Source organism: Amycolatopsis iheyensis, from assembly GCF_024703995.1.
In the GTDB taxonomy this organism is placed as follows: domain Bacteria; phylum Actinomycetota; class Actinomycetes; order Mycobacteriales; family Pseudonocardiaceae; genus Amycolatopsis; species Amycolatopsis iheyensis.
This window is the reverse complement of the sequence record NZ_JAMXQV010000022.1, coordinates 137,132-157,756: the sequence shown is the minus strand read 5'-3', so window position 1 is coordinate 157,756 and position 20,625 is coordinate 137,132. Positions and strand designations below refer to the sequence as shown.

Annotated in this window: 28 protein-coding genes; 11 read left to right on the top strand and 17 right to left on the bottom strand. The window is 72.8% G+C overall.

The annotated features are described in order from the left end of the window. Position 1: 1 nt before the first annotated feature. Complete coding sequence (locus M8542_RS35060; RefSeq protein WP_257924615.1) at positions 2–871, bottom strand: alkaline phosphatase family protein; 870 nt, start codon at positions 869–871, stop codon at positions 2–4. Positions 872–1,106: 235 nt separating this feature from the next. Here M8542_RS35060 and M8542_RS35055 point away from each other — a divergent pair, with 235 nt between their 5' ends. The 6 genes from M8542_RS35055 (at position 1,107) to M8542_RS35030 (ending at position 5,250) form a co-directional block, all read left to right on the top strand. Further along, entirely contained in the window at positions 1,107–1,367 is a 261-nt protein-coding gene (locus M8542_RS35055; protein WP_257924614.1) for a hypothetical protein, read from the top strand. Continuing rightward, on the top strand, positions 1,364–2,587 hold the full coding sequence (locus tag M8542_RS35050) for an FAD:protein FMN transferase (protein WP_257924613.1): 1,224 nt from the start codon (positions 1,364–1,366) through the stop codon (positions 2,585–2,587). The genes M8542_RS35055 and M8542_RS35050 overlap by 4 nt, the downstream gene beginning before the upstream one ends. Then, positions 2,584–3,153 (top strand): ferric reductase-like transmembrane domain-containing protein, encoded by a 570-nt coding sequence (locus M8542_RS35045; protein ID WP_257924612.1) that lies wholly within the window; start codon positions 2,584–2,586, stop codon positions 3,151–3,153. Before M8542_RS35050 ends, M8542_RS35045 begins: the two co-directional genes overlap by 4 nt. After that, positions 3,150–4,271, top strand: a complete 1,122-nt coding sequence (locus M8542_RS35040) for an NADH-ubiquinone oxidoreductase-F iron-sulfur binding region domain-containing protein (protein ID WP_257924611.1) — start codon at positions 3,150–3,152, stop codon at positions 4,269–4,271. The genes M8542_RS35045 and M8542_RS35040 overlap by 4 nt, the downstream gene beginning before the upstream one ends. Next, entirely contained in the window at positions 4,268–4,462 is a 195-nt protein-coding gene (locus M8542_RS35035) for a ferredoxin (protein ID WP_257924610.1), read from the top strand. The genes M8542_RS35040 and M8542_RS35035 overlap by 4 nt, the downstream gene beginning before the upstream one ends. A gap of 107 nt (positions 4,463–4,569) precedes the next feature. Further along, the gene (locus M8542_RS35030) at positions 4,570–5,250 is read left to right on the top strand and encodes a GNAT family N-acetyltransferase (RefSeq protein WP_257924609.1); all 681 of its coding nucleotides are present in this window, start codon (positions 4,570–4,572) and stop codon (positions 5,248–5,250) included. Here M8542_RS35030 and M8542_RS35025 read toward each other — a convergent pair. Together M8542_RS35025 and M8542_RS35020 are read right to left on the bottom strand one after the other, a co-directional pair. Next, the gene (locus M8542_RS35025) at positions 5,222–5,527 is read right to left on the bottom strand and encodes a DUF6881 domain-containing protein (RefSeq protein WP_257924608.1); all 306 of its coding nucleotides are present in this window, start codon (positions 5,525–5,527) and stop codon (positions 5,222–5,224) included. The two genes, M8542_RS35030 and M8542_RS35025, sit on opposite strands and share 29 nt — an antisense overlap. Next, positions 5,524–5,898 carry a MerR family transcriptional regulator gene (locus M8542_RS35020; RefSeq protein WP_257924607.1) on the bottom strand — a complete coding sequence of 125 codons (375 nt, stop codon included), beginning with the start codon at positions 5,896–5,898 and terminating at the stop codon, positions 5,524–5,526. The genes M8542_RS35025 and M8542_RS35020 overlap by 4 nt, the downstream gene beginning before the upstream one ends. Positions 5,899–5,969: 71 nt before the next feature. Here M8542_RS35020 and M8542_RS35015 point away from each other — a divergent pair, with 71 nt between their 5' ends. Next, entirely contained in the window at positions 5,970–6,296 is a 327-nt protein-coding gene (locus tag M8542_RS35015) for a hypothetical protein (protein ID WP_257924606.1), read from the top strand. A gap of 2 nt (positions 6,297–6,298) precedes the next feature. Here the strand turns inward: M8542_RS35015 and M8542_RS35010 are convergent, their stop codons facing one another. The 4 genes from M8542_RS35010 to M8542_RS34995 all read right to left on the bottom strand — a co-directional run bounded on the left by M8542_RS35010 (position 6,299) and on the right by M8542_RS34995 (position 10,028). Next, positions 6,299–6,592 carry a putative quinol monooxygenase gene (locus M8542_RS35010; RefSeq protein ID WP_257924605.1) on the bottom strand — a complete coding sequence of 98 codons (294 nt, stop codon included), beginning with the start codon at positions 6,590–6,592 and terminating at the stop codon, positions 6,299–6,301. A 63-nt stretch (positions 6,593–6,655) separates the two neighbouring features. Beyond that, positions 6,656–7,861, bottom strand: coding sequence for a glycosyltransferase (locus M8542_RS35005; protein WP_257924604.1), 1,206 nt, complete (start codon positions 7,859–7,861; stop codon positions 6,656–6,658). 77 nt (positions 7,862–7,938) lie between these two features. Further along, positions 7,939–8,556 (bottom strand): HAD family hydrolase, encoded by a 618-nt coding sequence (locus tag M8542_RS35000; protein WP_257924603.1) that lies wholly within the window; start codon positions 8,554–8,556, stop codon positions 7,939–7,941. Beyond that, positions 8,556–10,028, bottom strand: coding sequence for an aldehyde dehydrogenase (locus M8542_RS34995; RefSeq protein WP_257924602.1), 1,473 nt, complete (start codon positions 10,026–10,028; stop codon positions 8,556–8,558). The genes M8542_RS35000 and M8542_RS34995 overlap by 1 nt, the downstream gene beginning before the upstream one ends. A gap of 87 nt (positions 10,029–10,115) precedes the next feature. On the opposite strand from M8542_RS34995, the gene M8542_RS34990 reads away from it, so the two are divergent. Continuing rightward, positions 10,116–10,439: an STAS domain-containing protein gene (locus tag M8542_RS34990; RefSeq protein WP_257924601.1), complete on the top strand. Its 324-nt coding sequence runs from the start codon at positions 10,116–10,118 to the stop codon at positions 10,437–10,439. Here M8542_RS34990 and M8542_RS34985 read toward each other — a convergent pair. The 6 genes from M8542_RS34985 to M8542_RS34960 form a co-directional block, all read right to left on the bottom strand. Continuing rightward, positions 10,436–10,744 (bottom strand): protease inhibitor I42 family protein, encoded by a 309-nt coding sequence (locus tag M8542_RS34985; protein WP_257924600.1) that lies wholly within the window; start codon positions 10,742–10,744, stop codon positions 10,436–10,438. The genes M8542_RS34990 and M8542_RS34985 overlap by 4 nt on opposite strands. Continuing rightward, positions 10,741–11,151 carry a hypothetical protein gene (locus tag M8542_RS34980; RefSeq protein ID WP_257924599.1) on the bottom strand — a complete coding sequence of 137 codons (411 nt, stop codon included), beginning with the start codon at positions 11,149–11,151 and terminating at the stop codon, positions 10,741–10,743. Before M8542_RS34980 ends, M8542_RS34985 begins: the two co-directional genes overlap by 4 nt. Positions 11,152–11,161: 10 nt before the next feature. Continuing rightward, positions 11,162–12,292 (bottom strand): C1 family peptidase, encoded by a 1,131-nt coding sequence (locus tag M8542_RS34975; protein WP_257924598.1) that lies wholly within the window; start codon positions 12,290–12,292, stop codon positions 11,162–11,164. A 136-nt stretch (positions 12,293–12,428) separates the two neighbouring features. Beyond that, complete coding sequence (locus tag M8542_RS34970; RefSeq protein WP_257924597.1) at positions 12,429–12,656, bottom strand: hypothetical protein; 228 nt, start codon at positions 12,654–12,656, stop codon at positions 12,429–12,431. Between the two features lie 325 nt (positions 12,657–12,981). Beyond that, entirely contained in the window at positions 12,982–14,550 is a 1,569-nt protein-coding gene (locus tag M8542_RS34965) for a serine/threonine-protein kinase (RefSeq protein WP_257924596.1), read from the bottom strand. Positions 14,551–14,630: 80 nt separating this feature from the next. Next, entirely contained in the window at positions 14,631–15,587 is a 957-nt protein-coding gene (locus M8542_RS34960; protein WP_257924595.1) for an SDR family NAD(P)-dependent oxidoreductase, read from the bottom strand. A 103-nt stretch (positions 15,588–15,690) separates the two neighbouring features. On the opposite strand from M8542_RS34960, the gene M8542_RS34955 reads away from it, so the two are divergent. Further along, entirely contained in the window at positions 15,691–16,230 is a 540-nt protein-coding gene (locus M8542_RS34955; protein ID WP_257924594.1) for a DUF6069 family protein, read from the top strand. Continuing rightward, positions 16,227–16,652: a nitroreductase/quinone reductase family protein gene (locus M8542_RS34950; RefSeq protein ID WP_257924593.1), complete on the top strand. Its 426-nt coding sequence runs from the start codon at positions 16,227–16,229 to the stop codon at positions 16,650–16,652. The genes M8542_RS34955 and M8542_RS34950 overlap by 4 nt, the downstream gene beginning before the upstream one ends. A 7-nt stretch (positions 16,653–16,659) precedes the next feature. Here M8542_RS34950 and M8542_RS34945 read toward each other — a convergent pair whose 3' ends face one another. Continuing rightward, complete coding sequence (locus M8542_RS34945) at positions 16,660–17,217, bottom strand: dihydrofolate reductase family protein (RefSeq protein WP_257924592.1); 558 nt, start codon at positions 17,215–17,217, stop codon at positions 16,660–16,662. A 148-nt stretch (positions 17,218–17,365) separates the two neighbouring features. On the opposite strand from M8542_RS34945, the gene M8542_RS34940 reads away from it, so the two are divergent. After that, positions 17,366–18,250 carry an RNA polymerase subunit sigma-70 gene (locus M8542_RS34940; RefSeq protein WP_372508685.1) on the top strand — a complete coding sequence of 295 codons (885 nt, stop codon included), beginning with the start codon at positions 17,366–17,368 and terminating at the stop codon, positions 18,248–18,250. A 7-nt stretch (positions 18,251–18,257) separates the two neighbouring features. On the opposite strand, the gene M8542_RS34935 is transcribed toward M8542_RS34940, so the two are convergent. From M8542_RS34935 to M8542_RS34925, 3 genes are all read right to left on the bottom strand, one after another. Next, a complete protein-coding gene (locus tag M8542_RS34935) occupies positions 18,258–19,061 on the bottom strand; it encodes an ABC transporter permease (RefSeq protein ID WP_257924590.1) in 804 nt (267 codons plus the stop codon). After that, the gene (locus M8542_RS34930) at positions 19,058–20,020 is read right to left on the bottom strand and encodes an ATP-binding cassette domain-containing protein (RefSeq protein ID WP_257924589.1); all 963 of its coding nucleotides are present in this window, start codon (positions 20,018–20,020) and stop codon (positions 19,058–19,060) included. The genes M8542_RS34935 and M8542_RS34930 overlap by 4 nt, the downstream gene beginning before the upstream one ends. A 79-nt stretch (positions 20,021–20,099) precedes the next feature. Next, a complete protein-coding gene (locus tag M8542_RS34925) occupies positions 20,100–20,609 on the bottom strand; it encodes an OsmC family protein (protein WP_257924588.1) in 510 nt (169 codons plus the stop codon). Between the last annotated feature and the right edge of the window lie 16 nt (positions 20,610–20,625).

Sequence of the window (20,625 nt, the reverse complement as noted above, 5' to 3'; positions counted from 1 at the left end):
GTTACTGCCAGACGTCGAGGATCGGCGACTTGCTCGCGGCGCCGCCGATGCCCGGCAGGCCGTAGGACGCCTCGATCGTGCGCAGCACGGTGTAGTGGTTGATCGATTCGCTGTAGCTGCCGGCCTTGACGTGCGCGCCGGTGAAGCTGGTGAAGATCTGGTTGACCGACGTGCCGCTGTCCTCGTCGAAGGTGGTGATCAGCAGGCTGTTGTGCGTCTTGGCCCACTGGGCGTAGGCGTCGAGGTGGTTCTTGAGCCAGGTGTCGCCGGTGCCGACACCGCAGTCGTGCATGTCGTTGCACATGTCCGGCGTCACGAAGGCGACGGTCGGGAGCTGGGTGAAGTCGCTGGGGAAGCTCGAGTACCGGACGTTGCTCGCGGCCGGGACGTTCGAGAAGTCGACCCAGCTGTTGTGCTTGCGCCGGTAGGTGCCGCTGGAGCAGCCGGTGTAGCCATCCGAAGGCATGGCTTCGGAGTAGCCCTTGAAGGTCTTGCCCGCGCCGATGAGCTGCTGGCCGAGGTTGGCCTTCGCGCCGAGGTTCGCCGGGCAGCTGTCGTCGGTGACACCCTGCGTGGCGCCCGAGAAGAGGGCGACGTAGTTGGGCTGGCTCGGGTGGGTGATCGCGAAGGAGTTCGTGAACTTCGCGCTCTGCGAGGCGAGGGTGTTGAAGTAGGGAGCGCTGGAGCTGCCGTTGATCGAGGAGTACTTCTTGTTCTCGAACATGACGAGGACGACGTGGTCGAACGCCGGCACCGTGGACGCGGTCGGCTCGATGGCCGGCTCGTCCGTTCCGGTGACGACGGCCGCGGTGACGACACCGGCTGTGACCAGGGTGGCGGCGAACGCGGCGAAGATCCGCTTGCGGATCATGGGTCCTCCAACGGTGGCGGGTGAGGGCGCCTCATGATGTCCGCCGCCCCGGGCCGGCGCGTGCCGTGTCGACGTCCGGCTCGTGAACATCAGGAATCTTCCGGCGGACAACGGAAAGAGTGGGTGAATCGCTTTCGGGTGTCAACCTCCTAAGGTAGGTGTCTATTGTGGACAGTCAGGGAGTTGACAGGTCGCACCCAGGTCGTTCAAAGGAACGACGTCGAGACTCGTCGGCATGGACCCCTTCACGACCGGCGGCGCGGCCCGCCGAGAGCACGGCCGCCGCAAGGCCGCCCTGGCCACGGCGGCCGCGGCGGTGCTGGGCGCGGCCGCGGTGGGCGCGATCGGCTTCGGCCTTTCGAACGCTTCCGCCTCGACTTCCACCTCGGATTCGACCACCACTTCCACCGGCTCCCAGGACCAGCTGCAGTCGCCGTCCGATGGCGGGTTGAGCAGCGGGTCGGGCAGCGCCCACACGGGCTCGGGTGCGTCGTGACCACCGCGGCGAGGGCGTTCCCCGCCCTGGGCACGACGGCGGAGGTGCTGGTCACCGACCCTCGCCGGCTCGATGCCGCGGTTTCGTTGTTGCGGGCGGAGCTGGCGGCGATCGATCTGGCGTGCAGCCGGTTCCGGCCGGATTCGGAGATTTCCCGGCTGCATGAGCGGGCTGGTCGGCAGGTGCAGGTCGGGGCGTTGCTGGCGGAGGCGCTGGGAGTGGCGTTGCGCGCCGCTCGGCTGACCGATGGCCTGGTGGATCCGACGGTCGGGGCGGCGGTGCGGGAGCTCGGTTACGACCGCGACTTCGCCCTGGTCACGGACAGTTCGGTCGACGACGGTCGCGCTCGGCGGGCCGGCCCCGCCGCCGGTGACACGGCCGGCGGCGGCGAGTCGGCTGCCGCCGATCCGGCGTGCGGGCCGGCTGCTGCCGGTCGGTCGTGCGGGCCGGTTGCCGCCGTTTCGGCGTGCGGGCCGGTTGCTGCCGGTTGGTCGTGCGGGCCGGTTGCCGCCGATCCGGCGTGCGGTCCGGCGGTCGCCGATCGGTCGTGCGGGCCGGCTGCTGCCGGTTGGTCGTGCGGGCCGGTTGCTGCCGATCCGGCGTGCGGGCCGGCTGCTGCCGGTTGGTCGTGCGGGCCGGCCGCAGGTGCTGAGCCCGCTCCCGTTCCCGCGCCGGGCTGGCACCGAGTCCTCTTCGACCCCGCCCAGCGTCTCGTCGTCCTCCCGCGTGGCGTGCACCTCGACCTCGGCGCCACCGCCAAAGCCCTCGCCGCCGACCGGGCCGCCCGGCGCATCCACGCCGCGCTCGGCTGCGGTGTCCTCGTCAACCTCGGCGGCGACCTCAGCGCTCAAGGCCCGACCCCGGCCGGGGGCTGGCAGGTCGCCCTCGGGGACGACCACGCCGACGCCCGCTCCGACACCACCGTCGCACTGAGCCGCAGCCTTGGCCTTGCCAGCTCCGGCACCACCCGCCGGCGCTGGCGCCGTGGCGGCCGGACCGTGCACCACATCGTCGACCCGCGCACCGGGGATGTCGCGCAAACCCGGTGGCGCACCGTCACCGTCGCCGCGAAGTCCACTGTGGACGCCAACACCGCGAGCACCGCGGCGATCGTCCTCGGCGCGGAAGCACCCGCGTGGCTGGCGAACCGGCGGCTGCCCGCACGGCTGGTCGGCGTCGGCGGCGACGTCGTCACGACGACCGGGTGGCCCGCGACATGACCTCCGCCGTCTGGTACTTCAGCCGCGCGACCGGGCTGGTCTCCCTCGTGCTCTTCACCGGCGTCGTCGTGCTCGGCGCGCTCGGCGCCGGCCGCTTCGCCACCCGGCAGTGGCCGCGGTTCACCCTCGCCGCCGTGCACCGGAACCTCGCGCTGACCAGTCTCGCCTTCCTCGCCGCGCACATCGCGTCCGCGATCCTCGACGGCTACGTCCCGCTCGGCTGGCTCGACGTCGTCATCCCGTTCGGCGCGGACTACCAGCCGCTGTGGGTCGGGTTGGGCGCGGTCGCGATCGACCTGCTGCTCGCGATCGTCGTCACCAGCCTGCTGCGCACGCGGATCCCGGCCCGGGCCTGGCGCGCGGTGCACTGGCTGGCCTACCTCTGCTGGCCGGTCGCGCTGGTGCACGGCATCGGCATGGCCGAGAACGACGCCGCGCACGGCTGGCTCATCGCCCTCGACGTCGGGTGCGTGCTCGCCGTCTTCGGCGCCGTCGCCTTCCGGCTGAGCAGCACGAACGCCGACACCGAAACCCGCAAGCTCTCGCCGCTCGGAGGGACCCGATGAGCATCCTGCCCCCGCACCGGCTCGACCTGGCCGGGCACCGGCGCCGCAACGGCGTCGTGCCCTGGGTCGCCTACCACGGCGACGACGGCCGCGACCGGCTGATCGAAGCCGTCGCGGCGGCCGACCTGCGCGGCCGCGGCGGCGCGGGCTTCCCGACGGCGGTGAAGCTGCGTGCGGCCCGGGCGCGGCGCTCGATCGTCGTCGCGAACGGCTGCGAAGGCGACCCGCTCAGCCGGAAGGACGCCGCGCTGCTCACGCTGGCACCGCACCTCGTCCTGGACGGCCTGCAGCTCGCCGCCCACGCGATCGGCGCCGGCGAGGCCGTGCTTTGCGTGCACGCGGGCAGCCCGGTGCTGCCGAGCGTCGCCGCGGCGCTGGCCGAACGCGACGACCTCGTGCCCGTGCGGGTCGCCGAGATCCCCCGCCGGTACGTCGCGAGCGAGGAGACCGCGCTGGTGCACTACCTGAGCGCCGGCGACGCGCGGCCGCTCGGCAAGCCGCCGCGGCCGGCCGAACGCGGCGTGCGCGGGCGCCCGACGCTGGTGGACAACGTCGACACCCTGGCGCAGCTGGCCATGGTGATCCTGCTCGGCCCGCACCACTACCGCGCGGCGCGGACGGACCTGGTCACCGTCACCGGCGCGGTCCGGCAGCCGGGTGTCGTCGAGGTGCCGGCCGGGTCGTCGCTCACGGCGGTGCTGGCCGCGGCGGGTGGCGAGCCGGTCGAGGCGGTGCTCGTCGGCGGTTACGGCGGAACCTGGACGGCCGATCCGCGGGGCGCGGTTTCCGGGGTCTCGGCGGTGTACGCGCTGCCGCCCCGGGCGTGCGGGCTCGCCTACACCGCGGAGGTCCTGGCGTTCCTCGCGGCCGAGTCGGCCCGCCAGTGCGGCCCGTGCATGTTCGGCCTGCCGGCCATCGCGGCGGACTTCGCCGAACTGGTCCGCGGCGGCGCGGCGGACCGGCTGGCCCGCCGCATCCCGCTGCTGACCGGCCGCGGCGCGTGCGCCCACCCGGACGGCGCGGCCCGCCTCGCGGCGAGCGCGTTGCGGGTCTTCGCGGCCGACGTGGAAGCGCACCTGGCCGGTGGCCGGTGCCGGATCCTGGAGGGTGTGGCGTGAAGCTTTCGGTGGACCCGATCGGCTGCCGCGCGCACGGGCTGTGCGCGGATTTGCTCCCTGAGTCGGTTCGGCTCGACGAGTGGGGGTACCCGGTGCTGGCCCAGGGCGAGCTGCCGCCAGGGTTGGTGGCGGATGCCCGCCGCGCGGCGGCCGCGTGTCCGGCGCTGGCGTTGCGGTTGCGGACGGAGTGAACCGGCAGCCGGGTAATTCGGTCGTCCGACACCGAACGGGTCGTTAGCCTCCTTGAGATGGAACTCAGCGCGGGCGTCTCCAGCACCCCCGGCATCCTTTGCAGCCGGTGCGCGAGCCCGGAGCCGCCGGCCCGGTTCACCGGCGGCGGCTCGAAATGGTCCTCTTCGGACAGACGTCGGCCGGCGGCGTGGTCTTCCGCGTGCGGACCGTGGCCGCGGCGGACGAAGTCTTCGTGGCCGTCGGCGGTCCGGTCCCGGTGGGGCCGGCCGCGGCAGTGCGCCCGGTGGCCGCGCCGGTGATCCGCGACGCCCGCGACGGCGACTGGCCGGCGATCTGGCCGATCGTCCGCGACGTCGTCACCGAGCAGCGGACGTTCCCGTACGACCCCGCGCTCACCGAAGCCGCCGCCCGGCGGATGTGGCTGCTCGCGCCGCCCGCCCGGGTGGTGGTCGCCGCCGACGGCGCGCGCGTGACCGGGACGGCGAACATGTACGCCAACCGCGCCGGGCCCGGCAGCCACGTCGCGTCGGGCAGCCTGATGGTCGCGAAACAGGAGCGGGGCACGGGCGTGGGCCGCGCGTTGACGACGGAGCTGATCGCTTGGGCGCGGCGAACCGGGTTCGCGGCGATCCAGTTCAACGCGGTCGTCGACGTGAACACGGCCGCGGTCCGGCTCTACGAAAGCCTCGGGTTCGTGACGCTGGGCGTCGCCCCGGGCGCGTTCCGCCACCCCGACCACGGCGAGGTCGGGCTGCGGATCATGTGGCTCGACCTGCGGGAGGCCTAGCGGCCCAGGCCCGCTCGAACTCGGCCGCGGCCACCCGCGAAGCCGTGAATTCCGGCTGCGCGTTGATCTCCTCGAGCGGTGGCACCGGCACCACGCCGAGCCCGGTGCCGCCCACTTCGTGGTCTTCGTCGGCCCAGCCGACACGGCCATCGCGGAAGTACTCGACTTTGCGCCGCTCGTAGCCGTCCGGGCCGATCTCGCTGATCATCTCGACCGGTTCGTCGGCGAAGTCGTGCGTCCACGTCGCGTGCAGGTACCACGCGCCCGCCGTGGTCATCGGGGTTCGCCGACCAGGCGGCAGCAGCCCGCGCGGCAGTCGGCCAGGCAGTCCGCCGCGTTCCGGCGGACCCGTCGCAGCTGCTCGATCCGCTCGTCCAACCGGGCCACCACCGCCTCCAGGCGCCAGCGTTCCGTTGCGCACGTCGCGTCGCCGGTGTCGTGGGCCTGCAGGGCTGCCACGACCTCGTCGAGCGTGAAACCCAGCTCCTGCAACGCTTTCGCCGAACGGATCCGGTCCGCCGCCGACGGCGGGAACACCCGGTAGCCCGAAGGACGCCGCTGCGCCGGCGGCAGCACGCCGCGGCGTTCGTAGAAGCGGACCGTGTCCACGCTCACCCCGGCCGCGCCGGCCACCTCGCCGATCTTCACGCTGTCTCCCTTGACTCTGGAGTCAGGTCCAGACTCTAGGCTCGCCGGCACCGAGAGACCAGGAGCCCGCCATGCAGATCCCGCCCGCTTCGACCCCCGTCGCCTGCGACATGTCCACCGCCCGTGACACCCCCGCCGAACGGCTCGCCGAGTACCAGCGCCTCTTCGCCCGGGCGCTCGTCGCGCGGGAACGGACCGACGTCGGCATCCGCTTCCGGTTCCGCGCGGACCCGGGGGTCGAGGACTGGGTCCGCGACCTCGCCGCCCGCGAAAAGGCGTGCTGCCCCTTCTTCGGCTTCGACATCACCGCCGAAGCGTCCGAAGTGCGGTGGGACGCGGCGGTGCCGGACACCGAAGCCGCCCGTGCCGTGCTCGAAGACTTCTACGCGCTGAGCTGACGTCACTCGAACGGATCGCCGCTGCGGGCGACGACGTGCTTGCGGACCCGCCCGTCCCGGATCGGGATGCGCACCGTCGGCTGCGGGGCGGCGGCGCGCCACGCCGTCAGGACCTCCTCCGACTCCCAGTACTCGAACAGGTTCACCCGGTCCGCTTCGACGGGGTCGGCCGAGATCGAGAGGTCGAAGCAGCCCGGGTGCCGCCGCGCCGCTTCGACGATGACGCGGTGGCCTTCGACGAAGCGGTCGCGGTCGGCGGGTTCGACGTACACCGGTCCGGCGATGAGCACAGTCATGAGTGTCCTTTCCCGAGGGCGCCGAGCACGAAACCGACGAACGGCGCCCGGGGGAACCGACACTCAGGCCACGGACAGGGGCGTCGTCGTCAGCAGACGCCGGGCGGCGGTGCTCGCGCCGTCCGAGCGCACCGCGGCCGCGAACTGCCGCGCCTGGAGCGCCACTTCCGGCCGCAACGCCGTGTCGAGCGCCGTGGTCAGCGCCGCGGCGCTCGGCACACCGGGCTCGGTCGCCGCGCCCAAGCCCAGCGAAGCGACCCGGCCCGCGAAGTAGTGCTGGTCGTACATCTGCGGCACGACGACCTGCGCCGCGCCGGCCCGGGCCGCCGTGGTCGTCGTGCCCGCGCCGCCGTGGTGGACCACCGCCGCGACGCGCCGGAACAACGCCTGCTGGTTGCTTTCGCCGATCCCCAGGCAGTCCGGCGCGTCGGCCGCGGCCAGCTCCGCCCAGCCCCGCGTGATGATCGCGCGCCGGCCGTGCGCCCGCGCGGCTTCGAGCGCCGCTTCGGCGACTTCGGCCGGCGCGCGCATGCTGCCGAAGCCGAAGTAGACCGGCGGCTCGCCCGCGTCGAGGAACGCCCGCAGCTCGGGCGCCAGCGGCCGCTCGTCCGGCCAGGTCCAGGCGCCCGTCTGGACGACCCGCGGGGCACCCGGCTCCGGCCACGGCGCGAGCGCCGCGTCGGCCGCGAGCCACGGCTGCCCGGAGAAGACGTGCGTCGGCAGGTCCTCGACCGGGGGCTGGCCGGCCGCGGCGCGGAATTCGTTGACCCGGCCACCGAAGAAGGTGTTCCAGCGCCGCGCGTCTTCGTCCCAAAGGGCACGGTTTTCCGCCTTTCCAGGCGACCGCCACGGCATCGGCGGCGGCGCGTGGAGATCCGAAGGCAGGGTGATCGGGCAGAAACTCGCGTAAACGTAGGCGGCGCCGATCCGTTCGGCGATCGAGCGGGTGGCGAACTGCAGCGCACCGGCCGCGACCAGGACGTCACACCCTTCGGCGGCCACCGAGACCGTCTCGAACTGGGTGGTGACGGTGTCCTCGGCGGCCTTGCGGATCCGGTCGGCCGTCGGCGGGACGCGGTGCGCGGTCGCGGTCCCGCGCAGCTCGGGACCGATCGGCACGACCGCGAACCCCAGGTCTTCGAGCCACTCCCGGAAGTCGGGCGGCACGCACAGGCGGACGTCCTGGCCGAGGGCTCTCAGCTCCGAAGCCAGCGCCACGACCGGCTGCACCTCGCCCCGAGAGCCGATCGTGGACAGCAGAACACGCATCAGGAATCCCCTCACTGAAAATGGTGAGCCCGAATTGTGGACCCGCACCGGGGTCTTGCCACAAGCCCCGGGGTCGGCTATATGTTGAAGTGGGGAGAGGGAATTGCTTCGTCGCCGAGCATCGCCCGGAAGCCGGCGACACCCCGGAACCAGTGGGTGCGAAAGCCCAGCGCGGCGGCCGCTTCGACGTTCACCAGCGTGTCGTCGACGAACAGGCACCGCTCCGGCGGCGCCCCGGCGGCGAGGCTCGCCCTGCGAAAGATCTCCGGATCCGGCTTCGCCAGCCCGAGGTCGCACGAGAGCAGCACCTCGTCGAACCGGCCCAGCTCCGGCTGCATCGCCCGGACCACGCGCCAGCAGTAGGCGTCCACATTGGACAGCAGGACCAGGCGGCACCGCTCGGCGAGCGGGCCGACCAGCTCGGCCATCCCCGGCATCGGGCCGGAATAGGGGGTCAGCCAAGCTTCCTCGAAGTCCGCGTACGGCCTCGTGTAGCCGTGCTTGGCGATCAGCCGCTCGTGGATGTCCGCCAGCGTCACCCGGCCGGTGATCACCTCGCGGCGGGCCATCAGCCCGGCCAGCCGCCGGACGGCGTCTTCGGGGTCCGCGCAGTGCTTCGCCAGGCGAGCGGGGACGATGTCGTTGTCGAAGCGGGTGAAGACCCCGAAGAGGTCCATCACGAGAGCGTCCGGCATCAGCCCAGGGTAAACGGATCCCGCGTCCCGCCGGTCAGCTCGACCCAGACCGCCTTGTCGACCAGGTACTCGTCGATCGCGTGGACGCCGTTTTCGCGGCCCAGTCCCGAGTTCTTCACCCCGCCGAACGGCACCGACGGCGCCACCACCCGGTAGGCGTTCACCCACACCGTCCCGGCCTTGAGCTTCGCCGCGACGCGGTGGGCGCGGTGCACGTCCTTCGTCCACACCGCGCCGGCCAGGCCGTACGGCGTGTCGTTGGCCAGGCGGATCGCTTCGGCCTCGGTGGTGAACGTCAGCGCGGCGAGCACCGGCCCGAAGACCTCCTCGCGCACGACCGTCGACTCCGGTGTCACCCCGGTCAGCACGGTCGGGCGCACGAACAGCCCGCCGAGGGCGGGTTCGGCCTCGCCGCCGCAGACGACCGTCGCGCCCTCGGCCTTCGCCGTCTCCAGGTAGTGCAGGACCTTCTCGTACTGCGGCGCGTTGGCCACCGGGCCCATCTCGGTGGCCGGCTCGTTCGGGTCGCCGAGCCGGATCGCCGACGCGCGTTCGGCGATCAGGCGCACCAGCTCGTCGTGGACGTCCTCGTGCACGATCAGCCGCGAGCCCGCCATGCACGTCTGGCCGGTGGCCGCGAACACGCCGGCGACGACCCCGTTGGCCGCCGCCGCGAGGTCGGCGTCGGGGAACACCACCTGCGGCGACTTGCCACCCAGCTCCAGGGTCACCTTGTTCAGGTTCCCGGCCGCCGCGGCGGCCACCGCGCGGCCGGTGGCGGTCGACCCGGTGAACGCGACCTTGTCGACGCCGGGGTGCCCGGCCAGCGCGGCGCCCGTCTCGCGGGAGAGCCCGGTGACGACGTTGACCACTCCGGGCGGGAACCCGGCCTCGGTGATCAGCTCGGCCAGCCCGAGCGTCGAGGCGGGGGAGTGCTCCGACGGCTTCACCACGACCGTGCACCCGGCCGCCAGCGCGGGCGCGAGCTTCCAGGTGAGCAGCAGCAGCGGCGAGTTCCACGGCGTGATGGCCGCGACCACGCCGACCGGCTCGCGGCGGGTGTAGACGAGGTAGTCCGGGTTCGGCGCCGGGATCTGCCTGCCCTCGATCTTGTCGGCCAGGCCCGCGAAGTAGTGGTACCAGCCGCCGAGTCCGGTGAGCTGGCCGAGCATTTCGCGGTAGAGCTTGCCGGAGTCGTTGACCTCCAGCCGGGCGAGGCGCTCGGCGTGCTCGCCGATGAGGTCGCCGAGCCGGCGCAGCAGCGCGGCGCGGGCGAACCCGGTGGTCGCGCCCCACTCGCCTTCGAGGGCCGTGCGGGCCGCGGCGACGGCGTCGTCGACGTCCTCGGGCCCGCCGTCCGGCACGATCGCCCACGGCTTGCCGGTGTAGGGGTTCTGGGACTCGAATGTCCGGCCCGAGCGCGCGGCGACGGCCGTTCCGTTGATCAACAGGGAAAAGCGCTGCTCATCCATGGTGCGACCGCCTCGACCTCGGGCTGTGGTGGTTTCAGCCGGCACCGGTCCGGGTACTTCAGATGACCCGGTCGGCAGGAGGTCAGGATGACACTTCGCAGCGTTCTCCTGGAAGACGAGATCATCCTGTCCGTCGACGGGCTCTTCGACGGCAACCTCGCCCCCGACTACCACCACGCGGTCGAAGACGCCTTCGCCGCCGGGGTGTGCCGCGTGGTCGTGGACCTGACGATGGCCACGGCGGTCGACGGCGGCGGCGCGGCCGTCCTGGCCGCGACGGCCGCGGGGTGCGCGTCGCGCGGCACGCACCTGATCATCGCGATGCCGCGGGGTGTCGAGGCGGAGATCCGCGATCCGGCGCAGGTCAGGCTGCTGCTGCGCAGCTTCGAGCCCTGGCAGGACGCGGGCTAGCGCACCCGGACCGTCACCGAGAACCGGCGTAGCTCGCTTTCGGGCGCCCACGGCCGGGCGTGCCGGGCCACCAGCGTCGTCTCGCCCGGCTGGTCCGCGTGCAGCACGAACCGGTGTTCCCCGGTGCCGCCGGCCCGGCCCACCGCCGGGTGGAGCGTCTCCGCCACCACGTGCAGCGGTGGGTCCGGGCCGTCGAGCACCCACTGGTAGCCGGTGCCCGCGTTCTCGGGCAGCCGCAGCTCCAGCCGCTCGCCGGGCGCGACGTCCGCCGCCGCGCCGTCGGCTTCGAGCGTGAGCACCTTCACCAGAGGTAGATCTCGTGGATCAGGCCGTCGGTGGCTTCGGGATAGGTGATCGACCCGGCCAGCCGGCCCGACGAAGCGAGCGCGAGCAGCGCCTCGTGGACGCTGTCGCTGTTCGTCGCGAGGCGTTTCCAGCCGATGCCGTCGACGTAGGCGTAGCCGTTGCGGTCGGCGTTGTTCGTCCAGAGCGCGAGCACCTTCTTGGTCGACTGCCAGGCCGCGGCCGTCGTGGCCTGAACGGCGGTCTGCGGCGCGCCGGGCGGGCTCAGCACCGGCGCGGTGCCGGGCTCGGCGGTCACGGTCGTCGTCGCGGCGGTCAGCTGCTCGAGGGTGAGCGGCTGGGGCGCGTTGTCCGGGCTGGCGGCGGGAGCCACCGTCGCGGGCGCGCTGGACGGGCTCTTCGATGCCATCTCGCGGCTCCTAGAAGACGTAGGTCTCGATGATCGTGCCGTTGTTGTTGAACGCGTTGACCGGACGGCCACCCTGCTTGGCGGCGACGAGCTCGGTGAGCATCGCCTTGTTGACGACCTCGTCGTCGGAGGCCAGGTGCAGCCAGCCGAGGTCCTTCAAGTACGCCCAGGTGTTGCGGTCCTGGTCGTTGCTCCACACGCCCAGCACCGACGTCGAGCCGGTCCACGAGCGCAGGTTGACCGAGCCGACCTGCTCGACCTGCCAGGTCTCGATGCCGCACTCGCCGTAGGCGATCCGGAAGAAGCCCGCGTCACCCCAGCTGGTGCTCCAGCTGTTCTTCGCGATCCAGCAGCCCTGGGCGTCGTCGTAGCCCACCAGCGTCACGCAGTGCCCGCCGGCCAGGCCGCCGGTGACGTGGCGGTACACGCCCGTCTTGTAGGAGAAGAAGTCCTGGTACACCAGGAAACACGCGATCAGCGCGCCGCGGGCGGCGAGCTGTTCCTTCATCGCGGCCGGGTTGCCGGTCAGCGCGCCGTAGGACGGCGTCGTCGCGAGCCGGTTCGGCCAGTCGGCGTTCAGCTTGGCGCCGGAGCGGTTGCGCGGGCTGTACGGGAAGTAGTCCTCGTAGGTGATGCCGACGTCGTGGCAGGCCTTCAGCGCCCGGTCGGGCATCCAGCCGGTGTCGCAGGTCGCGTTGTCGTTCGCGCCGTGGGTGTAGAACAAGTGCGCTTCGGAGAGGTCCAGCTCGAGGCCCGGCTGCCCGCGGGTGAACGCGGCGACCGTCTCCACCGCGGCGACCGTGCCGAAGGAGACGCACGAGCCGCAGTCGCCCTGGTCCTTCACCGGGGTGACGTAGTTGGCGCCGCCCGCGCTGCGGCTGTCGAACTGCGCGGGCGCGCCGGCGCCGGAAACCGCGGTGGCGCGGGCGGCTTCGCCGGCGGCGAGCGACTTCGCCTGCGATTCCAGCTGCTGCCGGTCGTTCTCCGGCGGCAGCGGCACTCCCAGGCGATGCCGTCGCTGGTCTTCTTCCAGGATCGTCATGGAGTTCTCGCCCATGACCCAGGGGTGGCCCTGCGCGGCGAGTTCGGTGCGGACCCGGTCGAGCTGGACCGGCGGCGCCGGGGTACCGGGATCGGCCATGATCGGACTTCCCTTCTCGAGCGGCACGCGGCGGTGGCCGTGCCCGCCCGTTGTACCTCCGCCGCGACGGAGGTCACCAGGGTCGTCATCCCTTTGCCGAGGAGCAGTTTTGTGGCGCCGGGAATTGCCGTGCGGGTCAGGAAATCTCGACGGGAGCGCCGATTTCGGCAGGCGTTTCCACCGTCAGTTCTTCGGCGAAGATCGTGTCGATCTTCCGGGCCGCGGTCCGGAGTTTCGCGACGGCGGCGACGAGCAGCAGCAGGGCCGCGGCGGGCACGACGAGCAGCACGGGCGGCCACCCCGCGCCGACGACGGCGACGACGGAGATCACCGCGCAGGCAAGGAAGAGCGTCCTGACGGCCACGCGCGGCCACGCTGAGCGTGGCTTGGCGTGCCGCCCGCGCGGTGCTCCGAAAACCGGCCGCGCGAGGGCAGCGTGGACACTCATCAAGACCTCCGGAAAGTCGTCGAACCGGCCGGGACGGGGATTCCCGGCGGTGGGCCCGGCCCGTTCGGCGCGGCCGGCACACGTGTGAGGTGTCGGGGCTGAGCGCGTTCCGGTTACCGGTCGTTATTGCTTCGAGTCCGAATTCGGGAAATCGAATTCAGGCTGGGTTACGGTCTATTCGAGACCGCTTCCCGGCACTAGGGCCGATGGGCCCGGATGTGCCTCGCCGGAGGTCCCGCGCTCAGGAGTCGCGGCCCTTGCCCTTGCCTTTGCCGTGGTTCTGGGTCCGCTGCGGCGGGCCGGCGGGTTTGGTGGCCTTCGGCTTGCCCGGCCGGGTGACGGCGGCCGGTTCGAGGTCGGCCTCGGTTTCCCGCGGCTGCGCGGCGGGACTCCCGGACTCGGCGGCCGGCGCGGAGGACGCGGGCGAGGAGGTGGTGACGGGCGCGGGCGGCTGGGCGGGCGTGGTGGTGGGGCTGTCGTGCGTGGTGAGGAGGGCGGCGGACACGGCGGCGACGGCGGCCACACCGAGCCCGGCGACGGCGAGCACCCGGCGGTGGCGGGCGGGTTCGGGTGCGGGCGCGCCCCAGCGACGGCGGCTGGGTTCGGGTGTGGGTGCGCTCAGCTGGCGGGTGTGCGGGTCGCCGGTGGCTGCGGCTTTGAGTGCCGTGCCCCAGCGGCGCCGAGTGGGTTCGGGTGTGGGTGCGCTCAGCTGGCGCGTGTGCGGGTCACCGGCGGCCGCGGCCCCGAGTGCCGCGCCCCAGGAACGCCGGGCGGATTCGGGTGCGCTCGACTGGCGGGTGCCCGGATCACCGGCAGCCGCGGCCCCGAGCGCCGCGCCCCAGCGGTGCCGGAGCGGATCACTGTGCGCCGGCTCGATCGCCGGCTGCTCGTCCCGCGGTTCGGGCTTCGCCGTCCGCCCTCGCCACCACGAAGCCAGCGGCAGCACCTGCACCGGCGTGGTCAGCAGCTGCCCGACCTCCGCCGCCGTCGGCCGGTCGGCCGGTTCGCGACGGGTCATCCGGCGCAGCGTGTGCGCCAGCGACGGCGGCAGCCCCTCCGGGATCCTCGGCGGCCGGGTCAGCCGGGCCATCGCCGCCTCGATCATCGTGCCCAGGTACTCGCGTTGGCCCGTCACGCACTCCAGCAGGATCAGCCCCAGCGCGTAGACGTCCGCCGGGGGACCGGCCGGCTCGCCGCCCACCTGCTCCGGCGCCAGGTATGCCGCCGTGCCCGGGACCACACCCGTGCCCGTGATGTGCGTCGTGTCCAGCGCGTGCGCGATGCCGAAGTCACCGATCAGCGGGCCGTCCGCCGACAGGAACACGTTGGCCGGCTTCAGGTCGCGGTGCACCACCCGGCGGGCGTGCACGTGGGCCAGCGCCTCGGCCAGCCCGGCCGCCAGCGCGGACACCTCGGCCACCGGCAGCGGGCCGCCCAGCAGCCGCTCCGCCAGGTTCTCACCCTCGACCAGCTGCATCACCAGGTAGGTCCGGCCGTGCTCGGTGCCGCTGTCGAGCAGCGCCACCACACCCGGGTGGGTGATGCTGCCCTGGATGCTCATCTCACGCAGCCGGCGGCGCTGGTCCAGCGCCACCGCGTCGCGGTCATAGATCTTGACCGCGACTTCGCGGTGCAACCGCAGGTCGAAGGCCCGGAACACCCGGGCCGTGCCGCCGCTGCCGATCAGCCGGCCCACCTCGTACCGCCCGGCCAGCGGCTCGAGCGGCACCTCGTCGGAGAGCGGGCGACGCGCGCCGGGGAACTCGCCGAGCGCGAAGCGGGCACACGTGTCCTCGTCGGTGTCGCTCATCGGCGGCACCCCGGTTCTGCCCGCTTCGTCGGCCACGGCCCGCTTGTACCCCGAACCGGTGAGTGACAAACGTCAGAAGATCACCAGGCGTCGACCCCGGTGAGCCGCGCCGAGAGCGTCCACAGCCGCTCGGCCTGCTCGCGGTCGACGGCGTACCGGCGCACCCCCGAGGCCGACATCCCCTCGGCGTCCTCCGGGGACAGCTCGGCGACGTCGCAGTCCTCGAGGTACAGCCCGCCGAGGCCGTCGAGCTGCGGTGAGGTCGCGGCCCAGACGGTCGTCGCCGCGCCCTGCTCCGGCGTCTTGAACTGCATCAGGAAGTTGCCGGCCTCGTCGATCCAGCCGCGCTCGATCATCTCCGCCTTCGGCAGGTGCCGCTGCAGCGGCGTCATGATGCCGCCCGGGTGCAGGGCGAACGCGCGAACACCCCGCGACGCGCCCAGCTCGTCGAGCCGGACCGCGAAGAGCACGTTCGCCGTCTTCGCCTGCCCGTAGGCCGCCCACTTGTCGTAGCCGTGCTCGAACTGGACGTCGTCCCAGCGCATCGGCGAGTTGTGGTGGCCGCGCGAGGACAGCACGACGACGCGCGCGCCGTCGGCGACCACCGGCCACAGCCGGTTGACCAGCGCGAAGTGGCCGAGGTGGTTGGTGGCGAACTGGGCCTCCCAGCCCGGGCCGACGCGGGTCTCGGGGCAGGCCATCACACCCGCGTTGGTGATGAGCAGGTCGATGCGGCGGCCGGAGGCGAGGAAGCGCTCGGCGAACGCGCGGACGCTCTCGAGGTCGCCCAGGTCCAGCTCGTCGACCTCGACGTTCGCGAGCCCCGCAAGCGCCTGCTCGGCGGTCTCGCGGCGGCGGGCCGGGACGACGACGTGGGCGCCGGCGCCGGTGAGCGCGCGGGTGGTCTCCAGGCCGATCCCGGAGTAGCCGCCGGTGACGACGGCGAGCTTGCCGGTCAGGTCGATGCCCGCGACGACCTCGGCGGCCGTGGTGGTGGCGCCGAAGCCCGAACCGATCTTGTGCTGTGCGGTGGTCATGCCCCCGACGGTACGAGCTGGAGTGCGCTCCAGCGCAAATCGCGGACGGGGCCGAAAGAGGGGACAATCGGGGGCGAGAGGCAGCCGACCCAGGAAGGCGCTGATGTCCGACTACTACGGCAACCAGCCCCAGGACGTCCGACCGGGGATCGACGCAGGCCGCCTGTGGGCCGGCGGCGTGGCGACGGCGGTGATCGCGGCCCTGCTCGCGGTGGTCGGGCTGCTGATCGCGCGCGGGGTCTTCGAGGTCGAAGTGCTCGCCCCAAAAGGCGAAGGCGTCTGGGGCAACGCGAGCACCACGACGTACGCACTCGTGGCCGCCGCGGTGGCCCTGCTCGCCACCGGGCTGATGCACCTGCTGAGCGTCGCCACACCGGCGCCCTCGCAGTTCTTCGGCTGGATCATGGTGCTCGTCACGCTGATCGCGGTGGTGCTGCCGCTGACCCTCACGGTCGCGCCGAGCGCGAAGATCGCCACCGCGGCGATCAACCTGGTGATCGGCCTCGTGATCGCCGCGGTGGTGAACAGCATGGCGGCCAGCGCTCGGACGCTGCACCGGCGGCGGCGCCAGCAGAACGCCGCGCCGCCGGCCCAGCGGTACCCGCAACAGCAGCCGCCGCCGACCCGGTACTACGACCAGTGACCACCGCCGACGTCCGGGAGACGAACCGCCGCGTGATCCGCCAGTTCCGCGCGGGCGGCGAGGTCGACGGCATGCACCGGGAGCGGCTGGTGCTGCTCACGACGACCGGCCGGACGACGGGCGAGCCTCGCACGGTCCCGATGATGTACCACCGCGACGGCACCCGCCTGCTGGTGGTGGCGTCGAACATCGGCGCGCCCCGCCACCCGGACTGGTACCTGAACCTGATCGCCGACCCGCGCGTGACGGTCGAGGTGGACGGCGCGACCTTCGAGGCGGAAGCGCTGCCGCTGCTGGGCGCGGACTACGTGCGGATGTGGACGGAGCTGGAGACGCGCTACCCGTTCTTCGCCGATCACCAGGCGAAGGCGCGGCAGGCCAAGCGCGTCATCCCGATCGTGGAACTGTCCGAAGAGGACTGACCACGGTTCACGCCCGCGCCGCTCGGTAACGCAGCAGCGCGGCCGGACCGCGCTGCGTGGCCGACACGAGTTCGAGGTCGACCGGTCCGGCGTACCACCGGCGGCCGGAGCCGAGCACGACCGGGAACACGAGCAGCCGGACCTCGTCGACCAGCCGCTGCTCGAGCAACGTGTGCGCGACGCTCGCGCTGCCGATGACGACGACGTCGCGTTCCTCGCGCAGGCGCCGCACCTCGTCGGTGAGTTCGCCGGTCAGCACGGCGGAGTTCGCCCACGCGCCGACGTCGGTGAGGGTGCGGGAGACGACCCGCTTGGGGGCGGCGTTCATCCGGGCCGAGAACTCGTCGGAGCGGCCCGGCCACAGCTTCGAGAACTGCTGCCAGGTCCGGCGGCCGAGCAGCAGCACGCCGTCGTCGAGGCGGGAGCCGAGCTCGAACTTGTCGCCGGCGACGGCTTCCGGGCCGTACCGGAACGCCCAGCCGCCGGTCGCGGTGCCGGCCGACCCGTCCGGGTCGTCGACGATCCCGTCGAGGGTGGTGAACTCGATGACCGTGACGTCGTGCATGGGGTGCCTCCTGGGCTCCGGGGTGCTGTCACGGGTACATACCGGCGCGTCGCGCGAAACTCATCGCGGATTCGCGGAAAATCTTCGCGTGGTCACGGACACGGACTTCGAGGCGTTCCGGCGCGAGCTGGTGGTCTACTGCTACCGGATGGTGGGCTCGGTGCACGACGCCGAAGACCTGACCCAGGAGACGTACCTGCGCGCGTGGAAAGCCCGCGAGCGCTACGACGAGCAGCGGGCGTCCGTGCGCACCTGGCTCTACCGCATCGCCACCAACGTGTGCCTCACCGCGCTCGAAGGGCGACCGCGCCGGCCGCTGCCCTCCGGGCTCGGCACCGCGAGCGACGACCCCGGCGCCCCGCTGATCCCGGACTTCGAGGTGCCGTGGCTGCAGCCGCTGCCCGAGCGCTACCTGTCCGCCGACCGGGACGACCCGCAGGCCCGGCTGGCCGCCCGTGCCGGGGTCCGGCTGGCGCTGGTCGCCGCGATGCAGGTGCTCCCGCCGCGGCAGCGGGCGGTGCTGGTGCTGCGGGACGTGCTGGGGTTCAGCGCGGCCGAGGTCGCCGGCCAGCTGGACACGACGACGGCCTCGGTCACCAGCGCCCTGCAGCGGGCGCGGGCCGCCGTCGCCACGGCCTCGCCGAGCGAAGACGGACTGCGTGAGCCGGCCGCCGGGCCGACCATCGAGCGGTACGTCCGCGCGTTCGAGGCCTCGGACGTCGACACGCTCGTCACGCTCCTCACCGCCGACGCCGTGCTCGAAATGCCGCCGGTGCCGCTGTGGTACCGCGGGCGCGCGGACTACGGCCGGTTCATGGCGCGGGTGTTCGCGATGCGGCCCGGCGCCTGGCGCGTGCTGAGCACCACGGCGAACGGGCAGCCCGCGCTGACCGCGTACTGCCCCGACGACGGTGGGGGACACCGCCTGCACACCCTGCAGGTCCTCACCGTCACCGCCGCCGGGATCGCGCACACCGTGGTGTTCCAGGACCCGAAGGTGTTCGCGGCCTTCGAGCTGGCACCGTCTCTTTAGGACAGACCTACTTGCTCGCCACCCGCCGGTACTTCGCCGTCGCCAGCGGGGCGAACACCGCGATGATGGCCACGCAGCACAGGATCGCGTACAGCGCCGCGTTCTCCGCCGGCCAACCGGTCGGCGGCGCTCCGAAGCGGTTGCCGAACAGGTCGCGGGTCGCGTTGATCACCGCCGTGAACGGGTTCCAGTCCGCGATCGCCTTGAGGAACGGCGGGAGCGTCTGCGTCGGGACGAACGCCGAGGAGATGAAGCTCAGCGGGAACATCCAGACCAGCCCGAGGCTCTGCGCGACCTCGACGCTGCGTGCGGCCAGGCCGATCAGCGCGCCCACCCACGACAGGGCCCAGGCGAACATCAGCATCACCAGGTAACCCAGCAGCGCGTCCCAGAAGCTGCCGCGGATGCGCCACCCGACGATCAGCCCGCACGCCGACATCACGACCAGCGCCACCACGCTGACCACCAGGTCCGACGTCGTCCGGCCGAGGACCACCGCGATGCGGGACATGGGCAGCGAGCGGAACCGGTCGATGATGCCCTTCTGCAGGTCGTTGGCGAAGCCGATGACCGTGAACGCCGAGTTGAACGCCACCGTCTGCGCGAAGATCCCGGCGATGAGGAACTCGCGGTAGGCGGCGCCACCCGCGTCGCCGCCGATCGCGTTGCCGAAGACGTAGGCGAACAGCAGCACGAACATGATCGGCTGCAGGGTCGCGGCCATCAGCCAGTCGGGGTTGCGGCGGACGTTCATCAGGTTGCGCCAGGTGATGATGCCGCCGTCGGAGATGCCCTTGGCGATGGTGTTCACTTCTCGGCCTCCTGAGCGCCGTGGCCGGTCAGGGACAGGAAGACGTCGTCGAGAGTCGGCCGGTGCAGGGCGACGTCCTGGACGGCGATGCCCTGCGCGTCCAGCCGGCGAAGGGCCTCGATGAGCGCTTTCGGCCCGGTGTCGACGAGGATCTCCGCCCGTCGCGTGTGGCCGTCACCCGACGGTTCGCCGGCGCCGACCTCCCGCAGGACCTCCAGCGTCGCGGGCAGGTCCGCGGCCGAGGCGACGACCAGCTCCAGGCGTTCGCCGCCGATCTGGGCCTTGAGCTCGTCGGCGGTGCCGCGCGCGATCACCTTGCCGTGGTCGATCACCACGATCGAGTCGGCGAGCTGGTCGGCCTCTTCGAGGTACTGCGTGGTCAGCAGCACGGTCGTGCCGTCGGCGACCAGTTCCTTGATGACGCCCCACGTGTCGAGCCGGCCACCCGGGTCGAGGCCGGTGGTCGGCTCGTCCAGCACGACGACGGTGGGCTCGGCGACCAGCGCGCCGGCCAGGTCGAGTCGCCGCCGCATGCCGCCCGAATAACCCTTGGCGGGCCGGTCGGCGGCCTCTTCGAGGGCGAAGCGCGCCAGCAGCTCACGGGCGCGCGAGCGGGCCGCGGCCTTGGGCCGGCCGTAGAGCCGCCCGACCATGTAGAGGTTCTCGAAGCCGGTGAGGTTCTCGTCGACCGCCGCGTACTGGCCGGACAGCCCGATCCGCTGCCGCACCTCGTCGGGCTGGGCCAGCACGTCGTACCCGGCCACGCGCGCCTCGCCGGAGTCCGGCCGCAGCAGTGTGGTCAGGATGCGGACCGTGGTGGTCTTGCCGGCGCCGTTCGGCCCGAGCAGACCGAGCACGCGCCCGGCCGGGATGTCGAGGTCGACGCCGTCGAGCGCGCGCGTCGAACCGTAGGTCTTGACCAGCCCGCGCACTTGGACGGCGCTGTCCGGTTCCGGCATGGCGGTTCCCCTCTCGGTGACCCCGCCAAGCTAGGCCAAGTGCGTCCGGTTTGTCCTCCGGGTTTCTCCCTGAGGCGGCTCAGTTCGCCGAAAGCGTGACGGCGAACTCGGGCGGGGTCCGCAGCGACTGGAAAACGACGCAGTAGCGCTCGGTCAGCTTCTTGAGCGTCGCGAGCTGCTCTTCGGAGGCGTCGGTGTCCAGGTCGAACGACAGCCGGATCGCGCGGAAGCCCACCGGCGCGTCCTTCGCCACGGCGAGCGTGCCGCGGAAGTCGAGGTCGCCCTCGGCGCGGACCCGCCCACCGCGCACCTCGAGGCCCAGTGACGTCGCGACCGCCCGCAGCGTCACGCCGGCGCACGCGACGAGCGCCTCCAGCAGCATGTCGCCCGAACAGGCGAGGCTGCCGTCGCCGCCGGTGGCCGGGTGCAGCCCGGCCTCCACGACCGCGCGGCCGGTCTCGACCTTGCAGGAGATGCCGAGGCCGGCCAGTTCGGCGTCGGCGTGCAGGGTGACGAGCGCGCTCTCCGGCCGCTCGCGGTACTGGTCCTTCAGCGGGGCCTGGGTCGCGCGCAGCTCTTCGGTGTCCATGCGCCGATTCTGCCCC

Bases quoted from the DNA above. Each gene is read 5' to 3' on its own strand.
- M8542_RS35060 (WP_257924615.1), bottom strand. From the start codon at position 871: ATGATCCGCAAGCGGATCTTCGCCGCGTTCGCCGCCACCCTGGTCACA.
- M8542_RS35055 (WP_257924614.1), top strand. From the start codon at position 1,107: ATGGACCCCTTCACGACCGGCGGCGCGGCCCGCCGAGAGCACGGCCGC.
- M8542_RS35045 (WP_257924612.1), top strand. From the start codon at position 2,584: ATGACCTCCGCCGTCTGGTACTTCAGCCGCGCGACCGGGCTGGTCTCC.
- M8542_RS35040 (WP_257924611.1), top strand. From the start codon at position 3,150: ATGAGCATCCTGCCCCCGCACCGGCTCGACCTGGCCGGGCACCGGCGC.
- M8542_RS35025 (WP_257924608.1), bottom strand. From the start codon at position 5,527: ATGACCACGGCGGGCGCGTGGTACCTGCACGCGACGTGGACGCACGAC.
- M8542_RS35015 (WP_257924606.1), top strand. From the start codon at position 5,970: ATGCAGATCCCGCCCGCTTCGACCCCCGTCGCCTGCGACATGTCCACC.
- M8542_RS35010 (WP_257924605.1), bottom strand. From the start codon at position 6,592: ATGACTGTGCTCATCGCCGGACCGGTGTACGTCGAACCCGCCGACCGC.
- M8542_RS35005 (WP_257924604.1), bottom strand. From the start codon at position 7,861: ATGCGTGTTCTGCTGTCCACGATCGGCTCTCGGGGCGAGGTGCAGCCG.
- M8542_RS35000 (WP_257924603.1), bottom strand. From the start codon at position 8,556: ATGCCGGACGCTCTCGTGATGGACCTCTTCGGGGTCTTCACCCGCTTC.
- M8542_RS34995 (WP_257924602.1), bottom strand. From the start codon at position 10,028: ATGGATGAGCAGCGCTTTTCCCTGTTGATCAACGGAACGGCCGTCGCC.
- M8542_RS34990 (WP_257924601.1), top strand. From the start codon at position 10,116: ATGACACTTCGCAGCGTTCTCCTGGAAGACGAGATCATCCTGTCCGTC.
- M8542_RS34980 (WP_257924599.1), bottom strand. From the start codon at position 11,151: ATGGCATCGAAGAGCCCGTCCAGCGCGCCCGCGACGGTGGCTCCCGCC.
- M8542_RS34975 (WP_257924598.1), bottom strand. From the start codon at position 12,292: ATGGCCGATCCCGGTACCCCGGCGCCGCCGGTCCAGCTCGACCGGGTC.
- M8542_RS34965 (WP_257924596.1), bottom strand. From the start codon at position 14,550: ATGAGCGACACCGACGAGGACACGTGTGCCCGCTTCGCGCTCGGCGAG.
- M8542_RS34960 (WP_257924595.1), bottom strand. From the start codon at position 15,587: ATGACCACCGCACAGCACAAGATCGGTTCGGGCTTCGGCGCCACCACC.
- M8542_RS34955 (WP_257924594.1), top strand. From the start codon at position 15,691: ATGTCCGACTACTACGGCAACCAGCCCCAGGACGTCCGACCGGGGATC.
- M8542_RS34945 (WP_257924592.1), bottom strand. From the start codon at position 17,217: ATGCACGACGTCACGGTCATCGAGTTCACCACCCTCGACGGGATCGTC.
- M8542_RS34940 (WP_372508685.1), top strand. From the start codon at position 17,366: ATGGTGGGCTCGGTGCACGACGCCGAAGACCTGACCCAGGAGACGTAC.
- M8542_RS34930 (WP_257924589.1), bottom strand. From the start codon at position 20,020: ATGCCGGAACCGGACAGCGCCGTCCAAGTGCGCGGGCTGGTCAAGACC.
- M8542_RS34925 (WP_257924588.1), bottom strand. From the start codon at position 20,609: ATGGACACCGAAGAGCTGCGCGCGACCCAGGCCCCGCTGAAGGACCAG.